18 protein-coding genes are annotated in these 25,142 nt (G+C 65.2%); 9 read left to right on the top strand and 9 right to left on the bottom strand.

Annotation, left to right across the window (positions count from 1 at the left end; all coding sequences use genetic code 11):
• Positions 1-448: 448 nt before the first annotated feature.
• The 7 genes from ACIA8C_RS21625 to ACIA8C_RS21595 form a co-directional block, all read right to left on the bottom strand.
• Positions 449-1,642, bottom strand: a complete 1,194-nt coding sequence (locus ACIA8C_RS21625; RefSeq protein WP_397137312.1) for a hypothetical protein — start codon at positions 1,640-1,642, stop codon at positions 449-451.
• A 757-nt stretch (positions 1,643-2,399) separates the two neighbouring features.
• Positions 2,400-3,056, bottom strand: a complete 657-nt coding sequence (locus tag ACIA8C_RS21620; protein ID WP_397137309.1) for a histidine phosphatase family protein — start codon at positions 3,054-3,056, stop codon at positions 2,400-2,402.
• Between the two features lie 109 nt (positions 3,057-3,165).
• Positions 3,166-4,227, bottom strand: coding sequence for a hypothetical protein (locus ACIA8C_RS21615; protein WP_397137307.1), 1,062 nt, complete (start codon positions 4,225-4,227; stop codon positions 3,166-3,168).
• Between the two features lie 211 nt (positions 4,228-4,438).
• Complete coding sequence (locus ACIA8C_RS21610; RefSeq protein ID WP_397137305.1) at positions 4,439-5,440, bottom strand: nucleoside hydrolase; 1,002 nt, start codon at positions 5,438-5,440, stop codon at positions 4,439-4,441.
• Positions 5,433-6,734 carry a hypothetical protein gene (locus ACIA8C_RS21605; protein ID WP_397137303.1) on the bottom strand — a complete coding sequence of 434 codons (1,302 nt, stop codon included), beginning with the start codon at positions 6,732-6,734 and terminating at the stop codon, positions 5,433-5,435. The genes ACIA8C_RS21610 and ACIA8C_RS21605 overlap by 8 nt, the downstream gene beginning before the upstream one ends.
• A gap of 374 nt (positions 6,735-7,108) precedes the next feature.
• Positions 7,109-9,901 carry an ATP-binding protein gene (locus ACIA8C_RS21600; protein WP_397137301.1) on the bottom strand — a complete coding sequence of 931 codons (2,793 nt, stop codon included), beginning with the start codon at positions 9,899-9,901 and terminating at the stop codon, positions 7,109-7,111.
• A complete protein-coding gene (locus ACIA8C_RS21595) occupies positions 9,898-11,493 on the bottom strand; it encodes a hypothetical protein (protein ID WP_397137299.1) in 1,596 nt (531 codons plus the stop codon). The genes ACIA8C_RS21600 and ACIA8C_RS21595 overlap by 4 nt, the downstream gene beginning before the upstream one ends.
• Positions 11,494-12,644: 1,151 nt before the next feature.
• Here ACIA8C_RS21595 and ACIA8C_RS21590 point away from each other — a divergent pair.
• Both ACIA8C_RS21590 and ACIA8C_RS21585 read left to right on the top strand, forming a co-directional pair.
• Positions 12,645-13,514, top strand: a complete 870-nt coding sequence (locus ACIA8C_RS21590; RefSeq protein WP_397137297.1) for a polyprenyl synthetase family protein — start codon at positions 12,645-12,647, stop codon at positions 13,512-13,514.
• Between the two features lie 213 nt (positions 13,515-13,727).
• Positions 13,728-14,075, top strand: a complete 348-nt coding sequence (locus tag ACIA8C_RS21585) for a hypothetical protein (RefSeq protein WP_397137295.1) — start codon at positions 13,728-13,730, stop codon at positions 14,073-14,075.
• A 74-nt stretch (positions 14,076-14,149) separates the two neighbouring features.
• Here ACIA8C_RS21585 and ACIA8C_RS21580 read toward each other — a convergent pair whose 3' ends face one another.
• Positions 14,150-14,587, bottom strand: coding sequence for a ParB/RepB/Spo0J family partition protein (locus ACIA8C_RS21580; RefSeq protein WP_397137293.1), 438 nt, complete (start codon positions 14,585-14,587; stop codon positions 14,150-14,152).
• A gap of 387 nt (positions 14,588-14,974) precedes the next feature.
• Here ACIA8C_RS21580 and ACIA8C_RS21575 point away from each other — a divergent pair, with 387 nt between their 5' ends.
• The 7 genes from ACIA8C_RS21575 (at position 14,975) to ACIA8C_RS21545 (ending at position 23,538) form a co-directional block, all read left to right on the top strand.
• Complete coding sequence (locus tag ACIA8C_RS21575) at positions 14,975-15,307, top strand: LLM class flavin-dependent oxidoreductase (protein WP_397137445.1); 333 nt, start codon at positions 14,975-14,977, stop codon at positions 15,305-15,307.
• Positions 15,308-16,423: 1,116 nt separating this feature from the next.
• On the top strand, positions 16,424-17,209 hold the full coding sequence (locus ACIA8C_RS21570) for a GAF and ANTAR domain-containing protein (RefSeq protein ID WP_397137291.1): 786 nt from the start codon (positions 16,424-16,426) through the stop codon (positions 17,207-17,209).
• 349 nt (positions 17,210-17,558) lie between these two features.
• Positions 17,559-18,818, top strand: a complete 1,260-nt coding sequence (locus ACIA8C_RS21565) for an APC family permease (protein WP_397137443.1) — start codon at positions 17,559-17,561, stop codon at positions 18,816-18,818.
• A gap of 130 nt (positions 18,819-18,948) precedes the next feature.
• Positions 18,949-19,278 carry a hypothetical protein gene (locus tag ACIA8C_RS21560; protein ID WP_397137289.1) on the top strand — a complete coding sequence of 110 codons (330 nt, stop codon included), beginning with the start codon at positions 18,949-18,951 and terminating at the stop codon, positions 19,276-19,278.
• 400 nt (positions 19,279-19,678) lie between these two features.
• Positions 19,679-21,022 carry a hypothetical protein gene (locus tag ACIA8C_RS21555; RefSeq protein ID WP_397137287.1) on the top strand — a complete coding sequence of 448 codons (1,344 nt, stop codon included), beginning with the start codon at positions 19,679-19,681 and terminating at the stop codon, positions 21,020-21,022.
• Between the two features lie 45 nt (positions 21,023-21,067).
• Positions 21,068-22,309 carry an AAA family ATPase gene (locus ACIA8C_RS21550; RefSeq protein WP_397137285.1) on the top strand — a complete coding sequence of 414 codons (1,242 nt, stop codon included), beginning with the start codon at positions 21,068-21,070 and terminating at the stop codon, positions 22,307-22,309.
• Positions 22,306-23,538 (top strand): VWA-like domain-containing protein, encoded by a 1,233-nt coding sequence (locus ACIA8C_RS21545; protein WP_397137283.1) that lies wholly within the window; start codon positions 22,306-22,308, stop codon positions 23,536-23,538. Before ACIA8C_RS21550 ends, ACIA8C_RS21545 begins: the two co-directional genes overlap by 4 nt.
• Before the next feature lie 418 nt (positions 23,539-23,956).
• Here the strand turns inward: ACIA8C_RS21545 and ACIA8C_RS21540 are convergent, their stop codons facing one another.
• On the bottom strand, positions 23,957-24,805 hold the full coding sequence (locus ACIA8C_RS21540) for a hypothetical protein (RefSeq protein WP_397137281.1): 849 nt from the start codon (positions 24,803-24,805) through the stop codon (positions 23,957-23,959).
• Between the last annotated feature and the right edge of the window lie 337 nt (positions 24,806-25,142).

Below are 25,142 nucleotides of genomic sequence, written 5' to 3'. Positions count from 1 at the left end.
GTATCTTTCATCGTCGCTGACGCTCCCCCGCCACACTCCGCCGCTGCCCCCTGCTGGTATCGATAGTACGAATTCGATACCTGGCTTGTGGTTTAAGTAGTCGCCACTCAACCCCAGTTGGCCACCCGGATGCTGGCCCGCGCCATGGATGCCGGGGTGCCATGCGGGTGGGTGACCGGTGACGAGGACTACAGTTATCTGCCATCGCAATCCTGCCCGCCACCGTCGCGAAGACCCGAAGTTCACCGCAGGCTTCGGCCCGATCGCGTTAGTCGTGATGGGAAAGGCGCTGCCAGGGCGGACTCTCCGTTCTTCTTCGCCTCGAAGGTCAAACTGCCTATGTAGCACTGCACCGTCATTCGCTGTGCCAGGATCTCCCGCCTGCAACTGAATTGGCGCACGCGCTGGCTGTCGATCGCAATGCCGCCCTGGCGGCGTATCGACTGCGTCAGCGCTCCCAGAGCGACTCGTCGATCGTGCCGGTGCCCAGGTCGGCGACGAATTCCGTAGCGATCCGCTCGGCAACCGCCCGATCAAGGGTCGCCGTGCACCAGTTCACCGACACGTGGATGCGCCCATAGGCTTCGACGACGTTGAAGCCAACAAAGTTCGGGCCAGGCGGTGCGATCGACACCGTAATCTGCGGTGGTGTCGAGCCGGAGGGCGGTGGCGCGGATACCCACCTGGTCGCGTACGAGATCAGCAAGCCGACAGTGCGATCTCCGTGACGCCCCGCCGGTGGCCGGCCGGAACGCGGAATTGCGAAGTGTCGCAAGGCAGCACCGAAGATCAGCAGCGGCAGCCCGCTGTCGAGGATGCTGCCGATTCGGGCGCTCAGCTGGGTCGGTGTGTCCGAGTCCAGGATCGGAACCGACTTCGACCAGCTGAAGTTGCCGTCGACCGACGCGTCGGCCACCAGATACCGCCGCAGGTCGACCATGAACGCGACCATGTCGTCGACCGTGAGCCCGTGATGGCGGCACAGAAGCAGCGCCCGCATCGTCATGATCGACATCACCGACGCCGCCGAACCCCGCGCCGCACGAAACATGCGGACCCGCTGGGTAAACGAATCGGAACTGACGGCTGTCGCCACCGAGAAGGAGTACGGGCGGGCGGCGCCTTCGACCGCGTGCTGGGTGCCCGGGGCTCGCAGGTGCATCAGTTCTCGCTGGACCGCGATCGCGTGCGGAAGTCGTGATCCGGGCGGGCTGAACGCCCTCAGCAGTCCGCGGGTCAGTGGCGGGCCGGTCACCGGACCAGATCGGGTACGTTGTCGATCGTCCAGCGCCAAAAGCTTTCCGAGGAAAGACCATGTGGCGGTGCCGTCACCAAGCGCGTGCGAGTAACAGAACTGTGCCCAGTCACGGCCCAGGGTGAGCCGGAACGGCAGCCCGCCCAGGTCGAGCCCGACCGGATCCAGCGAGTCGTCTGCCGGGCAGCATTCGTCGGACCCGGCGACCAGCGCACGCAGAAACGCGGCTTCCCAGCCTGGGGCCGGGCGGCCAGTGTGGCCGTTCTCGACACATAGCAGCCGCACCCTGGCGTCGTACGGGTAGGCGGCAGCCCACTCGGCGAGCCAGGCCCGGACCTCCTCGACGCCTGGCGTCACGATCGACCGAATCACCTTCACGACCGGCACGCCGCACCACATGCGATCGCGACGGCGGAGCCGGCGGATGTCGACCGCAGGCCAGTCCGCAATGTCCCCGACACTCGAGATTCGCGCAGAGCGGAAATCCAAGCGCTGACGTGCGTTCACCAATCATAGTGTGCGCTCGGCGTGCACCGCGTGAGCCCGAAGCGGGTAACGAACCGGATAGAAAGTCATCGGTGGCATCGTGCCAGGATCTTTCGAGGACTGTGCCGCGAGGCGATGTGATTGACTGACGAGTCATCGGTGGAGGTGGGATTTGACTGCGTCGCTCGAATCGCAGTTCCGTGCAGCCGATTTCGGGATGGCGCGACTGACCTTGCTGTCGGCGTCGTCGCCGGGACCGCTGCCTCCCGGCTCCGTCGATGATCCGCTGGTAATGCGCGTTCCTGGTGGAGGTTGCCCGCGATTCGGCGGTTCGTGAGGCGATCGCTGTGTCGAGTCCTGCGCTGGAGCGGCGGCTGGAGCGGGTCGTCGTCCGGGCGATCACACCGACGTAGGCGCAAATCTTGACAGGTCAATCGTTCGGCTGTGGGTAGGCCGCTGAGGTCCGTGGGTGCTCCCCCGCTCCGTCACGGTCGGGCGAATGTCGGTCCCCATGTGGGTGGCAAGCGTCGTGCTGACCCTTGCCACCCAGATGGTTGGCTCACCCGCAGAACCAGGGTCGTACCAGGGCTCCGATTACAGGTGCCGATCCCGCTGTGCCGCTTCCGAGGACCAGAGCCCGTATCCAACGAAGTTCACGCTAGTTCACCACTCCACTGAGATCGGATCCGTCGGTGAGATGCCGTGTGTCGTTGTGGCGGATGAGTACCCATCGCCAATGTCGAGGGTTGCAGGTTCGCGGCCGGTGTTCCCATTCGGTTATTCCGGTGTAGTCGACCTCGGCGGTGGCGTAATGCAGGGTCGGGGTAATGCGTTGCACATGTTGCGCGGCGGCGAGCACGGTTTCTCGGTGGCAGGCCAGCACGATCGTGTCGACTTCGGTGTGGTGCGTCAAGGCGTCGAGCGCGCGGCCGACCCGGTTGGCGGCCTCCGCCCAGGAATCGGCGCCCGGACCGAGCGGATAGTCCGGCGACAGTCTCAGCGGTAGTGCGCGCCCGGGAACGCTCTCGCGTCGTGGGCGTCCCTCTGCGGCGCCGAGCTGGTGGTAGGGAAACTCCGATCGAACCGGCACATCGAGTTCGCGGGCGATAGGTTCGGCGGTTTCTCTGGCCCTTCGAACCGGTGTGGAATACACCGTGACGGTGCCGAGGCGATGTTTCTCGGTGCCGAGGTAGCGGGCGGTGGCGCGAGCTTGCCGGTGCCCGTGCTCGGTCAAACCTGCGCAGGATTGCTCACCAGCCAACAGATCATCGATGTTGCTGAAGCTTTCGCCGTGCCGAATCAGTATCAGCCGCACGACCCGCTCCGATTTCGGTTGTTTGTCTATCGGAGCAGAGTGCGAAATAGGTGGATAAGACGTCGTGGCCATAGATGTCGCTTTCTCGAATCGAGTTGGAGTTGAGCAGTTATCGCCGGCGAGGCCCGGACGCGATCAGATTGTCGAGTAAGTGGTCGAGGACGCTGATTGCTGCCGGTACCAGAGTCTCCGTATCGAACTTCGCTAAGTCTCGGTATGCGGCGATCGTTGCCGGACCGGCGAGTCCGCTGAATGCGTTCGGGTCGTAGCACTTCCGCGCGCTTCCGCCGGTCGCGGCGATCGGCAGCACGGGCTTACCGAGGTGGTAAGCGAGCTGTGCTTCGTATGTTGTGCCGTTGTCGCCGGCGAGCACGATGGCGATATCGCAGTCGCCGATGATCTGTCGGCGTATGTGATTACGACTGCCATCGAGGCAGAAGGTTTGGCCGAGGTTGCGCCATATCGGGGCAGGTCGCGGGGATTCGGTGCGCCGGTAGATGCTGTAGAGCGCTGGTGTGTAAGTGTTCATCATCCGCGATTGGCCGGCCATGGCGTACCCGATCGTGAGGGCGGTCCTCGATGCCATCGACACAAGATGGACACCACCGGTATAGCGTTTCGCCATAGCCACACCGAGCACATGACCGAGGTGTTCGTACCTCGAATCCTGGTGGTAGGCGGCGACGAAGATACGGGGAACTGTTATATGGCCGGTTGTGTCTACCGGCACTGGCTGCTCGGCTGGCGTGTACGGCGAAGACCAATTGTGTTCCCGGTATGCCAGCGCAAGGTCCGCGGCGATCTGGTCGATGACGCGTCGACGGTTAGACCAGTATTGGTCCCTCGTAAACCATTGGCGTGCTACGCCGACGCGGACGCGCTCACCGACGTAGTCGCCGTACTGGTCCGATAGTGCGGCGAGGGCGACCCGGGCGATCCATCGATCCTGGCGGTCTTCCAGTTGCTGGATCAGCTCGTCGAGGTTTTCGACCGTCCAGTACGCGAGCGGTAGACGAGCACTCTTTGTTGCCGGAGCCGGCGCACCGGTAAGGGCCTCCAGCACCTCTGTGCCGTGTGCTGCGAGGTTGTCAGCGGTTAGTCGCCGGCCGTTGGTGCGGCAGAAGTCGGGAAGAGCGTCCTTCAGCGGTTTGTCGGTATGTGGTGTTGGCACCTGATCATGATGCCGCGCGGGTGGGTATCAGAATGGCGTGCGCGAAAGATGGCCGAAACATCCGCTCTCCCTTCGGCATCGGAGCGTCGTAAGCTCTGTCCAGCGGCAGCGCGACTCGGTGCGGTCGGTCCGTGGACAGGTGTGGCGACGGCCATCGCGCGCCATCGATATGGGCTCGAGTGTCGGTGGAGATGCCGCGGTAGTGGGTAGCTCAGTAGTGGAGTTGTTTGGTCAACCACGCCCAGAACGCTGGGTAGTCGGCTCGGGTGGTCAGCCACGTCGGGTGGCCGTCGGTGTCGGGGCGGATCCGGGCGTCGGAATCTACGGTGATGGTGGCGCGGGTGAAGTCGACGAAAGGCAGTTGCAGGGCGGCGCTGAGTGCAAGTGGGTCGTGTTGCATGCTGGCGGGGTGCATGTCGGTGAACCAGCGCTCGAGGTGGGTTCCGAGTAGCGCGGCCCACGCCGGTGCGTGTGGTGCCGTGAGATATTGAACGAGCTCAGAGTCCGCGGTGACGGCGGTTTCCGCACGGAATGTCACCTCCGCGGTCACCAGCAGTAGCCGCTGGGCAGTCGCGACGACATGGCGCGCGGCGTCGGGGTCGAGTCGGAAGTTGTGTTCGACACGGGCCGGGTCGGGGTGGTCGATGGCGCCACCCATCTGGGTGATCGCCAGTCGCGACGCGAGTTCGGGCGAGTGGCGCAAGACGTGGGACAGGTTGGTCATCGGTCCTGTTCCGAGCCAGCGCACCGGTGTCTCGACGCGGGAACAGACTGCGTGGACCGCGGCGAGAACGTCGGTGTGCTGGGCGGGGACGTGTGCCGGGGTGAGACCGTCGGCGACCCAGTAGCGACTGTTGCCGAGCTCGGCGCCAGCAACGACGGGCACGTCGGGGCGCCCGTTCAGGTCGAGCAGATGGCGGGCCAGTCGTGCTCGGTCTCCCCCGCGGTGTTCGTCGGTGGTAAGCACGAGCGCGAGTTCGGGTAGGTTGCGTGCGGCACAGGTCAAGGCGATGGCGTCGTCGGGGTCACCGCCGATGTCGGTGTCGTGGATGAGGGGTGTGCCCAGCACCGGCGGCGGGGGCGGCCCCCCGGTGCGAAGCTTGTCCGCCAGGGTCCCGTAACCCAGGTTGCGGTAGCGTTCGGCGAACCCGATCAGCGACCCCCATTGCGATTCGAGGGGTTCGTTCGGTTCGATGCTGTCTGTATCACCCATAGCTGGCTTCTCCTCCTGACGCGGTGGTGTCGTTGCGTTTTTCCTCGACAAAGGCGCTCTGGGCGGCGAGGGTGCCGCATTGTTGGTAGTCCCGCCACACTGCTGTGCTATCGAGGCCGCGGTCCTCGATCAAGCTGTGCAGTTGCGCAACCAAGCGTTTGTCTTCGCGGCGGACGAAGGATCCGAGGAATTCGGCCAAGGCTGGTTCGGTGAGGGGTTCACGTCGCGACCATGCTCCTAATTTGTTCACGAATTCCTTGGCCTTGGCATCCAAGTCGGCTCGCCATGGTCCGCCCTCCCGGCGTGCTACCGCGACGGTGGCGGCGAAGTCGGCCACCGCCAACTGGTTGATGTCCATGACCGCCAGGCGCACCGGCTCGTCGAGGTACTTCTCCGCGACTTCTAGCGGGTTGATCTCCTCGAGCGGCGGAGATTCCGGGTGCTGGTCAGGAACGCCGTTCTCGACGTGTACCGCTTTGGACAGCGATCCGCGCAGTATTTGTTCGATGGCCAATACCGGGTCCTTTTCGACGAAGATTTCCAGCGGGTTCGCCCCGGTTCCACCGGGTTGGTTTGCTTCGGCGCGTGGATCGGTGATCGTGCCTTCGGGATCACGATGCAGGGCAAAGGCGGTCTTCTGTCCGGCGTTGGGATCTGTCGAGGATTGGTCGTAGAACAGATACTTGCCGTGGAAGTCAGCTCCGGGGTAGGTCGCGGTGAGCAGGTTCTGCACGGTGCCTTTGAAGCTGGTGTCGACCAGGATGATCCTGGCGCCGGGCTCGCCGACCGGTACTCCGCGCAATTCGAGATACTCGGTCAGCCGTGCTCGGGCACCGTCGACGTGCTCGGGGTTTACCTCGGATCGGGCGTTCCGGAACTCTTCCTCCTTCAGTTCGGGGAAGGTCTTGTTCGCATTCTTCTCCAGGTCTTGGACGGCGGATTCTGCCAGGCATCGCGATAGCGTCACGTGGGTGCAGTGTTGTTCGTAGAACTCGGGATCGAGTTCGCGCGCCGCCAACCCGATGGCGTCGCCGTCACGCCCGAGGAAGACCACGACAGTGCCAGGATGGGCCTCGACGTCGGCTTTGATGTGGTCGAGCATGTCGAGCGTGCGGTCGACGATGAACGGGGCGTGGTTGTCGCAAACTAATTGGTGGGCCAGCGCGACCGCTTCGATCGCTTCGGGGTCCTCGAGCCCGTGGTCGGCGCATACCGCGGCCGTAGCGTCGAGCCGACGCTGCGCCAAGTCGGTGGGTGCCGCACCGTCGAGGGTTGGGAGTTCCTCGGGGGGCACGGCATTCTCGCCGGCCGCGGATGTGGAGTCCGACGCTGTCGGGAGGCTCCGGTCCTCGCTCGGCCGGCCCGGGCCGGCGGGCTCAGGGACCCTCTGATCACCGGAATCGCCTGGGACACTGCGCGTGTCGATGCCGTCGGCACCGGCGTGGGTGCTCGGTTCGCCGGCGGTCATCCGTGCGACGTCGGGTATTTCGCTTGCCGGTTCGGATCCTTCGATGGGTGCGGGTTGGTCTGTGGCTTCGATTCGAGCCATCCGCTCGGCGTCGGTGGTGGGTGCGGAAACCGGGGGGTGCGGGGTCGGGAACTCGGTCGAGGCCGTCCCCGGTCGATCGCCAGGATCATCGGGGTCGAAGTGCACAGAGCCGTCGATGCTCATGGTTCGCCCTGCGGATTCGGGCGATCGGGACTCTCGAGCAGTGTCAGTGCCCATCGACACGATGGGTCCAGGTGGCGCGTCGCCGCGTGCAGGCAGGCATCAGGGCTGGTGGCGTGGCTCAGTGTGGCCACCAACTCGGCCAGCCGAGGTGTTCGCGCGGGACCGGTGACGATGCGGCGATCCGCCCACGAGTCCGGATGAGCGTGCAGTATGTCTAGTTGCGCCTTCAGGGTGGCACCGTCGAGGACCAGGCCCCGCCGTGCCCACTCCGGTGTCATGGGATGGGGCATATCGGCGCGTAGGTCGGGTGCGTGGAGTGCGCGTTCGACATCAGCCCACCGGAATGAGCCTGCCTGCCAATGGTTTTCGGTGCCGTCACAGGTGGGTGCACCGTTCAGTGCGGCCGTCGCGGTCGATTGCAGATGTGCGATGAGTTCTTCTGGCGGAAAGTAGTGCGCGAGTCCTGCGTAGCGGGCATCGATCGCCTCTTCCAACGCCCCGGTGACGGCTTCGGTCAGCAGGATCGGTGGATGGTTGGTGGTGAGGGTGTGCAGCCATTCCTCCCGCGGGCGCGGTGCAGGGCGGCCGACCAGGTGCGCCAGCACCATCAATTCGATCCATAAGGCGACGTCGGGTTGCTCGCGTATGCGGCGGGCCCTATGCAGATCCCGCAGCGTCAACCGGCCCGGCAACGCCGCCCATAGTTGCGGATGTTCACCGAGGTTGCTGTCGTGACCGAGCGGCACTTCGATGCGCAATGGCCGGTCCATGCCATCGGTGAAGACCGCCGCGCGTCCGGGGGGCAACGTCACCAAGTGTCGTGATTGTGGAGGGTCCAGATTCATGGTGGCGCCGACGATCTCGCGGTCCTCGGCAGCGGGGAGCCGGTGCACGATCTTCAGAGCGCTGTTCTTCACCACATCAGCAGCGATCTTGGCCGGGATCTGTTCGGCGACAATGATCCCTTCCCCGTAGGCGCGGATCTCGGCCAGCAACGACGCGAAGAGTTCCACCGCGTGCGCGGCCGGGGTGCCCGGCTCGGCGCGGCGCAGCAGCCTGTGGGCTTCCTCGACCACCATCACGTGGCGCAGCCGGTTCCCGCTGAGGCTGCGGTGTACTCGCAGGTTCTCGAAAACGCGGATCAGGATGACACCGATGAAGAAGGCCTTATCCGCATCGTTTCCGATGTCTTCGATCTCGAGCACGACGTTGTGTCGCAACAAGTCGGTGATGTCGAGCCGATAGCCGCCCTCGAAGAATCGCCCCGGCGTTCCCAGGCGTAGGGCACCGATCCGGACATCGATGAATCCTCGGACGTTGTCAGTGATTTCGCGGCCATAGCCGATTCCGTCGACCACCGTCAGCGCCATCGCCTGCAGGTCCGACAGCCGGGGAAACCTGGGTTCGGGGCCGTCGCGGCTGGGCGCACTGAGCACGGTGTCCCAGCCCAATTCGGTATAACAGCGGGTCAGCGCATGCGAGAGTACCTGCGGGAACGGTTCTGCCGCGTCGAACGCCGCCGAGAACAGTGCCCGCACCAGATCCAGATGTGTCTGCACGGGAAACCCGCGCTCGGGTTCGAGCGGGTTCAGTCCCATCGGGATCGCATCCGGATCGCCAGGACGGATCACCGCGACCGGCGCACCGATGCGCCCGCTCATCGCGGCGTACTCTGCTTTGGCCGGTTCGATGACCAGCCACGGGATTTCGGCGCTGGACAGCCCCGTCAGCAGATGCCGGACGGTCTGCGACTTGCCTGATCCGGTCGCGCCCGCGATGAAGGTGTGGCGATTGAGCGTGTCGAGGCTGATATCGAGCTGTCCGACTGGTTGGTCGGCATCGTCGAGGATTGCACCGAGGGCGATCTCGCCGTCGTGTTCGGGAGTCAGATCGAATAAAGCCGGCTCCACAGCCCTGATACCGGGCAGCTCGCGCCGCGGCGGTCGCGCCAGCCCGGCCAGCAACTCAGCGCTGGCGGTAAAGGGCGAGGTGAACCCGGCGGTACCGGTCCGGGTTGGCCAGGTCTGGTCCAGGGCGCCGGTCGTCGTGTCCGGGGTGAGCACGTACGGGAGGTCATCCAGATCCGAAGCACTGCACAGTAACCCGGCGGCGCGGCGGACGCTACGATCATCGACGCCGCCGACGAGAACGTGCACCGACCACATGCCTGCCGAAATCGAACGCGTCAGCTCACGGAAGCGCGATTCCCCGCGCAGCAACGCGACGCGGTCGGGTTCGGAGTTCTCCCGCGCCCGCATCTGCGGCAACCGCACCTCCAGCTGCGCGAGTTCGGCTTCGATTGCCGAGGCCGGTAGTGGTTCGGCGATCACCAGCCATACGAATACGCCGGGCAGATGCGCGACATAGTCTTCGAAGCAGCCGCGCCGAGGCACCGCCGCGGTGCTGGAGCCGTTGCGTGACCACAGCGCATCCGAGCGCCCCGGACATCGCAACCACACCGGCTGCTGCCGCCAGCGCGCTACCACCGCCTCCGTATCCAGCCGATGACCGGTGCCGCCCGGCGGATACATCACCGGCACAACACCCTCTCCTGGTTCGGCGACAGGCGAGCTGGGCCTGCCACCGATGAGCACTCGGATATCGGAATGACGTGTCGTTCGTTCCCACGCCACCGCGAACGCGGCATCCGTTCGGCCGAGGAGCTCCGCGTGCGCCGCAGCCAGTGCGGCGAAAAGTTGTACCCGGCTGTCGGCGCTGTCGCCGCGCTCGTGCACCGATGCCGGTGTCGTCAGCACCCGGTGAAAGCTGAACCCCGCCAACGTGTTCACCGGCGCGGGATTCCGCCGGTGAGCCCGCCGTCCGCGACCTGATCCGACAGGGCGATGTCGGGGTTGCAGTCTCCGGCAACGACCCTGCGGTCCCGGCCCGAGGTATCGACAAGCACGAACGCGGTCGCAGGCAAGGACTGGAAGGTCGTCGGTTCCATGGTGTATTCGTAGGCACGCGCCACGGTCCGCGCGGTGCTGGTCGAGTCCGATTGCGACCAACTGATGGTCCGCGACCACGACGTGGCCTGTGCGACCGAGTCGGTGCTCGTCACCGATGTGCCGGCCACGTTCGCGCCGGTGGTCGAGGTCACCGAATCACCGTGGGTGTCCGAGGTCGATTCACCAGTACTCTGCCCGAACTGTTCTGTGTACTGCGACAGCACGAAACTGAATCCGCGCCCGACGAATTCGGCGACCTGCGCCGCTTCGGCGGCGTTGCCCATCCGCATCAGAATCGAGGCGCTGTCGGAGCCCCCGAGCAACTGGGTGAGTTCGCCACGCAGATGTTCGACCAGCACCACCAATCGGACGCCGGCGCGGCGGGCCTGCCGGGTGAGTGCCTCCACGGCCGGCAATCCGAGATCATCGACACCGGCGACGACGAGCACACTGCCCGCATCGGCGCTGGGACGACCGCAGCGCACCGCGTGCAGCACTCGATGAAACAACAGTTGGTCGATCAGCCGTTTGCGGCGAGGATGGGGTGAGACAGTGCTGAACACGGTCAATCCCGTTTGGGGCCACGCCACCGGCGATCGGTCGGCCGCAGGTTCATCCTCTGCGAACATCCCCAGTGTCGCAGTCAGGAACCGCAATTCCTCGTGCGCTGGACCCGCCGCACCGATCGAATCCAGCAGCGAGTTGATCCGGCGGATCTCAGCCGCCGACAGCACCGACTCGCATTCGGCGTCATAGATCCTGCGCAGCAACCGCAGACCGGCGGCCAGTCGCGAGAACGTAATCCGCGGGCTCAGGCACGCGGCGACGGATTCGATCAACTCCGCGTCCAATCCCCGCAGTTGCTCGGCGCCGGGCTCGCCGCGCCGCAACGCCCACAACGATTCGGCGATAACCTCACCCACTTCCGGTGCGGCCAAGCCTTGCAGGAGACTCACACCGGTGGGCGCGTCGGGAAATTCCACCGTCCGCGCCGGGTGTCCCGCGATCGACGCCATCGCTACCAGGCCTGCGGCAATCCGATCCTCGGTGAAATCGAGCACCAGCATTCCGCGCGCCTCGGCCAACAGGGATGATCCCCAGGTGCGCAGCAGCGCAGACCAGCCTGTCATCGTTCCACCGAACACGTCCACGCGCGCGAACCGCGTGCTCACCACGAGCGGTCGCCACAATGCCGTCGCCGCCACCCGTGACCGTTCGCGGCGATCATGTTCACCGACCTGCAGCGTCCATACCTGATGCGCCCGTTCGTATTTCGAGAACTGAGCGTCCCGCCATGCCGTGAATCGGTTGCGTTCGGCAGCCGACCGCACCAGCAGCCATCCACACCAGCCAGCCGTCGCGATCATTCCCGCCGGGGCGATCGCGATCCACCCGGGCATCCCCCACGCGGCAGCCCACACAGCAGCCAACACCGAAGCCACCGTCCCGATCCCGAACGTCGTCAACGACCTTCGCGATCTGCCCTCCCAACGGTGCAGATCCGCAGGAACCTGGGGCTCGGACCATCTCGGCTCAGCGCCGAGCAACGGGCTTGCCGACAGCGGAGCGGGAACGCTGAATTCCCACCCCCAGCGTTCACACGGCACGAACAACCGAGCTACCAGAGCGTCGCTCTTGCTGACCAATAGCTGACGCATCACCGCCCCCGATGCACGGCAGGGACGAAATCCTCACTGCTAGCTAAGAATAACGATCCGTCCAGCGACATGGCAGACATCTGCCCAGATAAATAAGGGTAATACCCGAAACGGTTCGATAACGCCACTCCAGGAACCGGCCAATCGAATGTAACGATCAGACGTCGAACTACATTCATGCCACTCACACCGCGAATTCCCAGCAAGCAGTACTGAACTGGGATACTCGCCAATGCCGCCACCGCAAGCACGGCCACAGCTTCCGGTGTGATCTGCTGATCGTGCAGGTGCCGGAGGACGATGTGCACACTCCTACAACGCAGTCACCACAATGAATTCAGCCCACCGCCCACAGCCCACCATGCGCGAAGACACACCGAAACCGGTAACGGCGCAGCCCCCATATGATCAACCGGCCAGCATTCGCTGCCCAATGGAACCACCCTGCAACGACAATCCGCCGATGACACGGTCCAATTCCGGCAGATCCCAGAATTGCCGATTTGGTGGCTGTTCGCGTGGGACGATTGATGGACGCGGCATGCATTGGCACGCCGCGTAATACGTCCGCCGCTACGTCGCCGTGGCCGGTGCCGCGGCGGAATCCGGCCGTAAGCAGATGAATTCGATGGCGCAGCAGTCATCCGCAAACAGGTGGGCGGCATCTGGTGGTCGGATTCGGCAGGCACCCCACCCACCGCACTGCCATCGAAGGTCCTAGCAATGACCACTGATTCTCTTGATGTATCCCCGGCCGACGATCTCGTCGATCTGCTCGATCAAGCGCGAAATCTGGTGCTGCCCAAGATAAAGCGTCATCTGGAAGGGCTGGACGAGCCGGTGCGCGGACTAGCGCTCTATCACTTCGGCTGGCGTGATGAAAAGGGCAATCTCACCTCGTTCGCGGCCTGGGGCGGACCCTGCTGTTGCCGCTGCTGTCGGCGACCATCGACGGTGGTGGCTGGGACCGCGCAGGCGACGCGACCGCAGCGTGGTACATGCTGGCCGGACAAGTCCTGATCCATGACGACATCGTCGACGCCGATCGCCTGCGGCGGGGACGTCCCACCTTGTGGGTCCGGTACGGCATACCGGAGGCGATCCTCACCGGGGACGCTTTGGTGGGTGCGGCCTTCGAACTACTCACCGAGGTGCCCAGCGCCATTACCGCACCCGCGGCACGGATGCTGGCCACCGCCACCCGGCATATCGCCAATGGGCAGATCATGGACGTCACCGCGCAGGCCCCTACCCCGAACGCCCTGAACGCTGCCCTGGACATGACAGTCGCCAAAACGTGCAGCTACCTACGCTGCGGTGCGTGTTTCGGTGCGCTGCACACACAATCGGGCCCGGAACAGGTCGCGGCGATGGGCCAGTACGGCCACCACTTGGGGATGATCATGCAACTGCGTGACGACCTGGCCGATATCTGGGGTGATCCCACTGACTCGGCGGAGCTCCTCGGCGCAGACCTGCTCAAACGAAAGGGCTCCCTCCCTGTGGTGGCCGCGCTGTCCTCGACTCGACCCGAACGCGACGAACTCGCCCGCTACTACCAGAGCAAGCACGTTCCCGACCGCGATGAGCTGCGTTACCTGATGGGCCTACTGGAGATATGCGGCGCTCGTGTCTGGTGCGATCTGCGGATCGATGAGGAGCTGGCTGCGGCACACGACTGCCTGGACCGCGCCGCACCCCACCCGCAGGCTCGACAACATCTGCTCGACTACGCCGCCTTCATAGCGCGCTGCTCGTCGGTGGGTGCCGGCCGTTCGCAGGATCAGCCCCGGTAATGCGCAGCGTCGGTGGCAGATATGCCGCGTACATCTTCGATTTCGACGGCACACTGACCTGGCACCGCGACTATTCTGTTACGCGATAAAGGTAACGCAGCCCACACCGTTGGCGACAAGATCAGTATCGAGCCAACGCCGGAAAAGCGGAGCTGGCCCACATTCGCCCGCCGAGTGGGCCTATCGACCCACCGGAAGGAAGGAACGTTTATCATGAACAGCAAGCGGATCGCCGAATCGCCCTACGTTCGCCCAGCCGCATATTCGGGCTTCCCTTCAGCAGGGCGAACGCGCATTCTGCCTCGGATCGGTTATCGTATTACCGTGTTGGCTGGTGTCACGGTAGGGGCCATCCTGCTAACCGTCACGAACTACACATCAGCCAATGCTGAACCTGTCGAGGGCTGCACGAAGGTAGTCATAGCGAAACCGGGCGACGACGTCGTCACTTTGGATGCAAAGTACCACCTTACATTCGACCAGCTGCAGAAATTGAACCCTGGGTTAGATGTCTCCGGCCTTGACCTCAATGACGGAATGGCGGTCTGCGTAGGGGCCTGATAGCCCGTCCCTCCACCATCGGATGAGACGTCGGTAGCTCGACTTTGGGAAGATTCGGTGGCGGCCTCATTGTCCTACGACGCGACCACCCGATTCGGCACCGACGCGCACACCCCCAACCGCAATCCACCGCGCTTCAGTCGAAGCCGATCTGCGCCTGGACGTTCAACTCCACGTTCCGGCCGGGACAGCGGCTGACCATGGCTGATATTTCGTTCGACCGACAGCACGAACGCGTCCGCGTCGTCGCCGTCGAAGAAACAAGCGACGATTTCCGTCCGGTCCAGCAGTTGCGCCGCGCGAAGTCGGTGCACACCGTCCAGCACGCGCATGGTGGACCGATGAACGATGATCGGCGGTAATGACTCCTCCACCTCGGCGAGCACGCGAATGTGATCGGTATCGACGCCGACGAACCGGGGCGAATCGGTGATCTGCAATTCCGAGATCGGTACCGACTGAGAGTCGGACAGTGAATAGTCCTGGGCGGACCGATAATCGACTTCTGGCACCGATCGGAGCGAATACGCTACGTTTCCTGGTGACTCCGGCCAAGCCCCGGCAACCTGCTTCATGGAATATCCTCCCTTTAATCACAATCGCAGACAGCTTGCGCCCGTATTGCGAACACGCTAAAACAATCAGAGATAACAGTGCCGACAAAGGCAGTGCCGATCGACGCATTCGTCGAGAAACCGGCCCCGCCCGGCCGGCGGTTTAACGCGTCAGCTAGACCCCCTAGAAGAAAACCTCGACAACCGGCGATGACGTCCACTGGAGCATCGACGATTCATCATCCGGCGTCACCGTCATCCTACCGTCAGACGCTTCCGATTGCAGGCTTCCGCTTTCAGATATTTCCACGATACAACGTGGGCGATGTAATTACAGTTTTATAAATAGCGAGTAAGTTCTACGAGCTGCAGATTCCGCGGCCGTGGGCGCAGGACTCGGAGCTGCGGGCCGTGCACGAGACGCTGGCGCAGATCGAGCTCGCCGATCAGATCGGTTACGACTACGCCTGGATGGTCGAACATCACTTTCTGGAGGAATACAGTCACTGCTCGGCGCCCGAGGTCCTGCTCGGCGCGGCCAGCCAGCGCACCAACAGGATCCGGCTCGGGCACGGAATCATGGTCCTGCCCCAGCAGGTCAATCCGACAGTGCGCGTCGCCGAGCGCATCGCGAGAGACAGGTGCCGTCCGGCAGTTCGTCTCCCACGCCCTTCGTGACGCTATCGCCCAAGGCGAGCATTCGGGCCACCGGCAGTTCCCCTCGTCGATACGGAGCCGAGCGCGATCGGTCGCCGAGGTCCACGAACCTGTAACCCGCAGACATGCAACGCAATTCACCGCACCGGACGCTCGATACGCACTCCCCGGATACCGCGTTCGAACATCGACGATGGTAGTACCCGCCAGATGACGGCGCCATCCTCGGGCAACGCGCACGCCGTTCAACTGCGACGCGTCATCGGTTGAACGACGACGGTGCGGACGTATTGGGTCCGAGCCGTACTGCGCCTGGAAACCCAGCCCTCCTGCGCCCGCCGTGCGGTACTACGGAGCGATCAGGTTCGTTCCTCGGAGGTCGCGTCCGACCTCGATCGTGTGACAGCGCTTGGCTCGATGTGCGACGCGGTCCGGGCACGCCGCGCGACCTTGTCCCTGGTATTCGAAACATACGGTGCGGCAAAGGAACTCGACTGTCGCGCCGCCAGCGGGAGTGAAAAAGCCTCCCCCACGGATACCCGTTCGCAACGGTAGCTGTCAGGCCGGATCGACGCGGGATTTTCTCCGGCCCGGCACTCACTGTCCGGCGCGGACCGCCACCCGTTGCGACGGTAATCGCCCGCTAGTTGAATCTGTTTGCGCAGGTGGGTCGGCGTTGGTGCGGGCACGGGCGGCCATACTCGCGGGCACCGAGCATTGCGGTCGGGCCGATAGGCGGGGGTGCGCGTCGCGGGCCGGAATCTTCAGGAGGGCAAGACCTTCGGACTACAATTGAGGTCCGGGTGAGTCGAGTATGTCGGCGCGGCTGGGTGGCGGAAACCTTCTGAGACCGGAGCCGTGTCGGTGGGCCTCGGGAAGTGGGCCGCGTGATGGACCGCACGCACAGATCGGTGTCCGTGCCAGCCCCGATCCACCGCGCCCCGGGCACTGACGCGGCCGTGCCGGGCGCATGGATCCCCGCCACCGACAAGCAACGCCGGCGTGCGGACACCACGGGTATGAAGGACCAGGATCGATGGTAATTCGCGGTATCCCGAAGCCGATGCCCCAGCGACCGCACACGGGACAGCAAAGACACGTAGCTGGCAGCAACGTCGAATTCTGGTGGGTACGTTGATGACCGATACGGAAACGATCACGGCGCGGTTCCTGGCCGCGGTGCATCAACCCAGTGCACGACCCGGTCCCGACCGGCTCAGCGCAGCGTGCGTAGCGGTCTTGCCTGCGCAGCACGCTGCGATCATGATCTGGCTGCCAGATAGCGGCTGGGACCTGCTGGGAGCCTCGGACACGCAGGCGGCGCAATGCGCGCAGGTGCAGGTCGCGGCCGGGGAAGGACCCGGCCCGCAAGCCTATCTGAACGACGCACCACTGCTGGTCCCCGACTACGGTGCCGCATTGGCGGGCGGGCAGTGGCCGTTGCTCGCGGCCTCCGGTGTCGCCGAGCACGGCGGGGCGGTGTTCGCGTTCCCGCTGCATCAAGGCGCGATCCGGATCGGGACCCTGGACCTGTATACCGATACGCCGATGACACTGGACCGCACCGGGTTCGACGCGGCGGTGCAGGTATCCGAGCTCATCACCGTGATCCTGCTCGCGACGCTGCACCCAACCCACCCGCAGACCGGCGATACCCCCGCCGCCGCGGAGCCGATGAGCGGACTCCAGGACACCGTGTTGGGGTCCTGGTGGGAACCGGCGGCCTCCACCCGCGAGATCCATCAGGCGACCGGGATGGTGGCCGCGCAACTACGTTGCGACGTCGCCACCGCCTATGCGCGTCTGGTCGCGCACGCGGTGGGCTGCGAACAGCCGCTGGCCGACGTCGCCGTCGATGTGCTGGCGCGGCGGCTACGTTTCGCCCCCGGCAACGGCATCGAAACCAGCCCCGGCCGGCATTAGCGGTCACCGCCGTCGTCGAAGGCAAGGCCGACACCACGACCATCCTCGCGGTGCGCGATCGCAGCACCTCGCACACGACAGATGACGAAGCGCCGCACGCTGCCACATAGCCGGCCGCCGGAAAGTCTGTGACGTTCAGGTCGAAACGACACCCGCCGACGTTCCGGTGACCCCGCTGTTTACTCCCGCGTCGGCGACGAGTCGTCGCACGATGGGTCGATCGGATTCGCCGGTGCCGCTATCGTCTCCTCGGCAGCGATCGACGGACGCGGGCGTCGATCTCGGTGGCGGCGGCTCGGACGATCGGGTAGCGACAGGAGCATGGGTGTCCAGGACAACGCCGACTGATATGCCAGACGAGCTGCGCCGGAGCTTAGGGATCACCGACGCGGTTGTGATCGGACTCGGCGCCATGATCGGGGCGGGGGTTTTCGCGGCACTGGCGCCCGCCGCGCGGGCGGCGGGCTCGGGGTTGTTGCTGGGGCTCGTGGTAGCGGCGGTGGTCGCCTACTGCAACGCGACATCGTCGGCACGATTGGCGGCTCGATATCCGGCGTCGGGCGGCACGTATGTCTATGGGCGCGAACGGCTCGGAGAGTTCTGGGGATACTTGGCGGGGTGGTGCTTCGTGGTCGGCAAGACCGCGTCCTGCGCCGCGATGGCGTTGACCGTCGGCGAGTACGCGTGGCCCGCCCACGCCAACGCTGTCGCCGTGGCTGCGGTCGCCGCGTTGACGGCGGTGAACTATCGCGGGGTCCAGCGGTCGGCATCGCTCACCCGGGTGAGCGTGGCGATCGTGCTGGCCGTGCTCATCGCGGTCGCCGTCGCGGCATTCAGTTCCGAAACGGCCGATGCCGCACGGCTGGAGTTCGGTTCCGACATCACCGTGACCGGGGTGTTGCAAGCGGCAGGACTGTTGTTCTTCGCCTTCGCCGGATACGCGCGGATCGCCACCCTCGGTGAGGAGGTGCGCGATCCTGCCCACACGATTCCGCGCGCGATCCCGCTCGCGCTCGGCATTACCTTGCTCGTATATGCGACGGTCGTGGTCGCCGCGCTGACGGTGCTTGGGCCGCACGGCCTGTCCGAAGCGGCCGCGCCGATCTCCGGGGTCGTAGTTGCGGCCGGTGTCGGCTGGCTCGAACCCGTGGTGCGGGTCGGCGCCGTTGTCGCCGCGCTCGGCTCGCTGCTGGCGTTGATACTCGGTGTCTCGCGCACCACCTTGGCAATGGCTCGTGACCGCCACCTGCCCTACGCTTTGTCGGTCGTGCACCCCAGATTCGCCGTCCCGCACCGCGCCGAAATCGCGGTCGGCGTCATCGTGGCTGTCGTTGCCGCGACCACCGATATCCGTACGGCGATAGGGTTTTCGTCTTTCGGTGTACTGCTGTACTACGCCGTAGCCAACCTGTCCGCCTGGACGCTGCCCGCATCCGAGGGACGACCGGCCCGGGTGATCCCCGCAGTCGGCATGCTCGGATGCCTGGTCCTCGCCTTCACGCTACCGATGACTTCGGTGCTCACCGGCGCGGCCGTCGTCGCCATCGGCGCCGGGATCTACCTTGTCCGCCGCAAGTACCGCACACGCGGCTCTTCGTGTTGCGCATAGCGGCGCGCTCACAGTCGCAAGGCATCGCGGGGAAGTCCCCGGGCCGAGCGAAGTGCGTACCGCCCCCGGACCGGACGACTCATGGGAGCCTGTATGTCGCGGTCACACATTGGGAGACAAGGAGTTTGAGATGGACGATCCGAATCGCCAGCTGCTCGCGCAGCTGTGGGCCGAACACTGGTCGGCGCCATTTCCGCCACGCTGCCGAGGCGTGGACATCGAAAATGTGGAGCTGGTACTGGTCGATGCGGACGTCGCAGCATGCGTCTCCGTAGCGCTTTCGCGGGCGCTGGACGATTGGCGTCGCCGGGTCCTGACCAAATGTATTGGTGATCTGGAAAGAATCATGCCCCACTTCGAAGACGAGTACGAAGTGGAGTACTTCGGACGATTGCACGACATGGCCTTGGCCTTGGCCGCCCTCGAAGGGGTTGAGATGAAACCCAGACCATCGCCCTGACATCGGCAATACGGTGGGTCGAGGTCCACGAGATGATCTCGGCAGGTTGATCTTTCGAGCGTGCCGCATGGCCGCCTCGAACCGCGCGGTATGCGCGTGGGAAGTCCTTCAGTTCGTCGGCCGGCACGTCGAGTGCCGCGCGCGGCGAGACGGTGGGGACACCGCGGGCGAGCACATCGGCGGTCCAGACCATGAAGCAACGCCGCCCTCGTTGTCCCACAACGCTTTCCGTCAGCCATGTCGGCTCCCCCGGACGAACGTTCCACCCTGCCACCGCCGATGACCGAACTAGGCTGACCTGCCTCGATTGGCCGCGGTCCGGAAGTGCCTATATGATCAATGCGATGACTACTCATTCTGTTCAAAGATTGGGGGTCCCATTCGTGCAAGGTGAGTGCTGATGCTCACCGACAACGCGAATGGAGATCACTCCCGCTTTTCCTTCTGGCCGCGCGTGCGCGAATTCGCCGTGCCGCCCGACATGATCCGGACCGCTACCGCTCGCCGTTGCGCGGGCGACTGGGCAGGCGCCTGTGCCGCAGCAGGTTTCGACGTGGATTTCGATTTGCGATCCGTGGCGCGCGAACACGGGGCCGAACTCGCGTCCCGGATCCGCGCCGACCTCCGCTATCTGGCTCCTGACCTGCTGCGTTGGCATATGCCGCGGGTCGCGCCTGACGGATTGCTGCGACCAGGGCTGACCGTCACGCTGATGCACTACGAGCGGGCAGGCCGATGTCCCATGCAACTGGTGGTGCGTACCGCGCCGACCTGGGCGGATGCGGGTCAACGGATCAGCCTCGCGCTGTGGGACGGATCGGCGACCGGCCCGCATCCACACCCCTGGCCCGACCGGCGCTTCCGAATGGATCTGCATCGCCACCTGTGGGATGCGCGCAGGGCGGATGAACTGCGAATACGGTCCGGGGCCGCGGATCGTCGACCGACGCTGGATCCTGGGTTGCTCGCGATGGCACCGGAGGTCTGCGCCGTCGACCGATGGGCGGACGAGGGCGAGATACTTTGCCGTGCAGAGGGATTGCCGTCCAACACGTTCGTCGTACGGTTCCGGGCCAAGCAGCGGTTGGTGCTGGACCGTGACGGCCCCGAACTGCGGATCGCTTCGGAATATCCGGCCGGTCGTGTCTCCGCGCTGCCGGTCCTGCCCGATGCGGCGACCTGGGTGCTACCCGATCTGGAACTGCTGCGTTCCGGTGCGATTTCGGCTGAGCAATTGCATCCGCTGGTCGCGGCAGCCCTGGTCCCTGACCACGCGCCGGGCGATGCGCCCCGGATTCAGGACCCGCCAGGGCGACCACGCATCGTCGAGTGCAGAGGCGAACAACACCGAATCGGTCTCGTCGACGGCGTTTTGGCCGCGCTCGACCACGACCCGGACGAGCTCCGCCGGGAGGAACTGCTGGTCGCGCTGACCGGCACGCCGCTGCCCTGCTTACAGGCCATCGATGCGATACACCGCCGTCCGGACAGTCTCACCGGGGTCCGGGAACGACTGGACCACGGCGATACCGCGGGCGCGCTGGCCGTGGTGACCGGGTTGCTCGGCTCCGACGCGTCGCTGCGCCACGGTGCGTTGCTCGACGAACTGGAGGCCGCCGTGCATCGCCGCATCACGTACGGGCTGTTCAAGGCAGGTCTTTCGGTTGCAGGCGGGTACCGCGTGCCCCCGCCGGGCCGGGTCCGTCCCGGCCGCCACCGCACCCACCCGCGCAACGCGCACTGACCCGACACTCACTCGAAACTCAGTCGACCCCAAGGTGACCCACACATGCTTACTGCTGTCCGCACGTCCGCTGACCCCGTTCCGCTCGCCCAACTCGATGTCGCAGGCGAACTGTTGACCATGCTGCGCGAGGTAACCACCGAGCCACGCCCCAACAACCAGCTGGAAGCCCTCGCCCTGGCCGTCTCCGCCGACCTACCAGTTCTCCTGTGGGGCGAGCCGGGCATCGGAAAGACCGCCGCCCTCACCCAACTCGCCGCCGACCTGGACCTCCCACTGACCACCGTGATCGCGAGTGTCCATGAGCCGTCGGACTTTTCGGGCCTGCCCATCATCGGAGACGATCCGGCGGTACAGGGCGTCCCGATGGCGCCGCCGGACTGGGCCGTCCAACTCGTCCGGGCCGGGCGCGGACTGCTGTTCCTCGACGAACTGTCCACCGCGCCGCCGGCGGTGCAGGCCGCGCTGCTTCGTCTGGTCCTCGAACGCCGAATCGGCACCCTTCAGCTGCCGCCGGATGTCCGCATCGTGGCGGCGGCCAACCCGCGATCCTCGGCGGCCGACGGCTGGGAACTGAGTCCGCCGCTGGCCAACCGGTTCGTGCACCTGCAGTGGACGCACGATCATGATGTCGTCGTCCGTGGACTCGGCGGGACCTGGCCGCACGCGACGCTGCCTCGGCTGGCGCCGGAGAAGCTCACTGCGGCAGTGGCTTTCGCGCGCCGCGCGGTGTGCGTCCTGCTCGCGGGTCGACCCGCTCTCGTGCATCAGATTCCCACCAGCGAAACACGCCGCGGTGGTCCGTGGCCGTCGCCTCGAAGCTGGGAGATGACGTTGTGGCTGATAGCTTTCGCTACCGCGGCAGGCTCTTCCCGCGACGTGCTTTCCCTGCTGGTTCGGGGCACGGTTGGCGACGGGCCGGGCTTCGAACTGCTGGCGAGCCTGGACCGGATGGATCTGCCCGACCCGGAGGAACTGCTCGCCGATCCGGCCCGCGCCGTCCTGCCCGAGCGCGGCGACCTGCGCCAAGCGGTGCTCGACGCGGTGGTGGCGGCAGTCCGGAAACGTCCGGAGCGGTCCCGCTGGGACGCGGCATGGACGCTACTCGGGAAAGCCCTCGAAAGCGGAGCGCCGGATCTAATCGTCGTTCCCGCAACAACTCTCGCGACATTGCGGCAGGGCGACTGGGACGTTCCCGCGGCTATCGAGGAACTCGCCGGAGTGGTAGCGGTGTCCAGGGAAGCAGATCAAGCCGCTACCCGCGTCGCCGCGAAGGCAGGCCGATGACCGCGCCGGGAACCCTGGATCGCGACAAGCTCTTCGCCGCCCGATTACATGCCGCCCACGTCCGGCCCTATCTGGCGACGGCTCTGTTCGCCTTGGCCGTCGTCGAGTCGCGCCGCGTACCGACGATGGGTGTCGATCGGCACTGGCGGTGCTATGTCTCACCGGCCTTCGTGGACCGCACGCCGGTGGAGGACCTGGCCGCGGTGTGGGTACACGAGGTGTCGCATCTGCTGCGCGACCATCACGGTCGCAGTGACCGCTTCGCCAAGCAGCACGGACTGACCGGCCCGGCGGAACGCCTGCGCATGAACATCGCCGCGGACTGCGAAATCAACGACGACGCGTTCGGCCACGGACTGGCCCAACCGGAGGACGCTGTGGTGCCATCGGCGTTGGGGTTGGGCGCGGGCGAACTCATGGAGGACTACCTGCGCCAGTTCCGGCTCGGTCCGCTGACCGACGCCATGGCCTGGCTCGACTGTGGTAGTGGCGCAGACGGATTGGACCGTGCGTGGGAACTGGGCCCGGACGGCGCGGACGGCCTCAGCGAACAGGAACGGGACGCGGTCCGATTCCTGGTGGCGCAGGGCATCATCGGGCGTCCCGGGAACGCGTCGCAAGGCTGGAAACGCTGGGCCGAGGAGACCTTTCATCCACCGCAGCCGTGGCGCGAGCTGTTGGGCGCGGCCCTCCGTGCCGCGGTCTCCAGCCCTGGCGTCGGCGAGGACTACACCTACGGGCGTCCGGCTCGTCGCTCGGCCGGGGTGCCCGGTGTTGTGCTGCCGAGCCTGCGCCGGACGCCGCCGCGGGTCACGGTCCTGATCGATACCTCGGGTTCGGTCAGTGATGCCGAACTGGGCTCCGCGTTGCTCGAAGTGGCGGCGATCAGCCGTGCCGTCGGCGGGCGGCGAGACCTGGTGCGGGTGCTGTCGTGTGACGCGGCGGCGGGGGTTGTGCACCCGCTGTGCAGGGCCGAGGCGATACCGCTGGTGGGCGGCGGTGGTACGGATCTGCGGGCCGGGTTCGCGAAGGCGCTGCGAACCCGGCCCGCCCCCGACGTGCTCGTGGTGCTGACCGACGGCCAGACACCCTGGCCGAGCAGACAGCCGGCGTGCCGGACGGTGGTCGGCCTGTTCCGTCGGCAGGTCGCCGACTCGTGGAGCGAGAACAATCCCGACTACGTTCCGGATTCGCCGCCGGAATGGACCCGGGTGGTCGAGATCGGCTAGCGCGAACATCTTGTCGGCCAACACTTATCCAGGAGCGTGCGGACGTTGATACCGCCTCGCCGATCTCGACGACCTCGACCGGCGCATCGACGCGAGTCAAAAGGTTGTTCACCTCATCGAGGCGAGTCAAAAGGTCGCTGTCAAAGATCAACAAGCGACCCTTTGACTCGCCTCGGTCGCGGCGGTGCCGCGTCTGGCAACCCCAGCTGAGGTGTGCCGGGACGGTGTTTGCGCGGTGTGTCGGGGCGCGGGAGGTCAGCAGGTGTGCGGCTGGACGAGAATGCTCGCCGAGACCTACCGGCGCGGTGCCGTGCACCGCTGGTTCGCCAGTCGCCCCTTGGTTTGCCGCGCCGGCCGGCGTGGTTCGCTTGCGCGGCAAACGCATTGGCGGGGAAATGGCGGTGCCGAAGCCAACCTGTCAGCTTTCGGACTGCAGTCCGAGCAAGGGGATCTTGGCCTTCATGTTCGGCAGCGCCACCCAGTCCCAGCCGACCTTGCCGTCGACGTCCACGACTCGGGCGAACACCCGATTGTCGCGATGCACCACCACGGTGACCTCGAGGTTCTTACCCTCGACATCCCAAGTCGCACTCAGTGAACCCGCGACCGGGTCCTCACCTCCGCCCGGTACACCCCAATTCACCTCCGGGGCGCCGGAAACCAAGCCCTGGAAACCGTTGCGGCTGATGAACTGAACCACGGTGTTGTCGGGCGTGATAACCAGCGCATCGAGACGATTCTTGTCCGAAGGATGCTGTACGAGTGCCATGTGAGTGTCTCCTGTCGCTGCGGGAAGATGCGAGGGTGGGGGTGGCGTACCGGGTTTGGGCCAGTTGTCGTCGGTGACGAGCGAGATGTCGTAGTGACCAGGCGATCCGTGGGCCGGGTCCGCCCACTGGCACGCGACCGCTCCCTCGATGGCATGCGCCGCTCCCGTCCACTCGGCGATCCATGACGCATAGGTGAGTCCCTGGCACGCGGTCTGCACCGCAGGCCAGGTCGACTTGTTGCAGTAGATGGTCGGCCGCTCTAGGCCTGCCGCCTGCCGCATCCGAATCCAGCCCGGCGCTTGATCAGGGCGGCTGGCGCCCTGTTCGATATCGAGCACCTCGCCGTCATTGGTTTGCGGATCAACGGCGATATGTACTTTGATAGCATTCGGAAACCGATCCCAGTCCGCCTGGGACCATTTGTGTCTCCCGTCGATATAACCGGCCACCATCACCGCATCGGCCGGAATATCCTGCGCAGAAGTGGAATCGTACATAGTACGAGCCATCACGTCCCCCATTCATTGTGGACTATTCTCATATTGTTCACGAAAAATGAACACAGAGAATTGGCATTATTTGCGTATTGAAAATCTCAAATGACAGACCCCCTGCTTCAGAAAAGATACTGTCCGACCCCAAAACCAGGCTATCCATCCGTCCAGGGACGCGCAACCCCCGATTTTTCCGGTCTCCCCCTTATGCCGACATGGCCGCTGAAGGCCCCCGGCAGTAAAGATCAAGAAACCAAATCTGAAACTTCACCATTTAATCGCCGGTGCTTGATAAATGAATCTATTTCAATTAGTGAGCGAGGGCATGATGGCGCATCGT

It is taken from the genome of Nocardia sp. NPDC051321 (assembly GCF_044455225.1).
Taxonomy (GTDB): domain Bacteria; phylum Actinomycetota; class Actinomycetes; order Mycobacteriales; family Mycobacteriaceae; genus Nocardia.
Note: the sequence above shows the minus strand (reverse complement) of the source record. Positions and strands in the feature narration are given on the sequence as shown.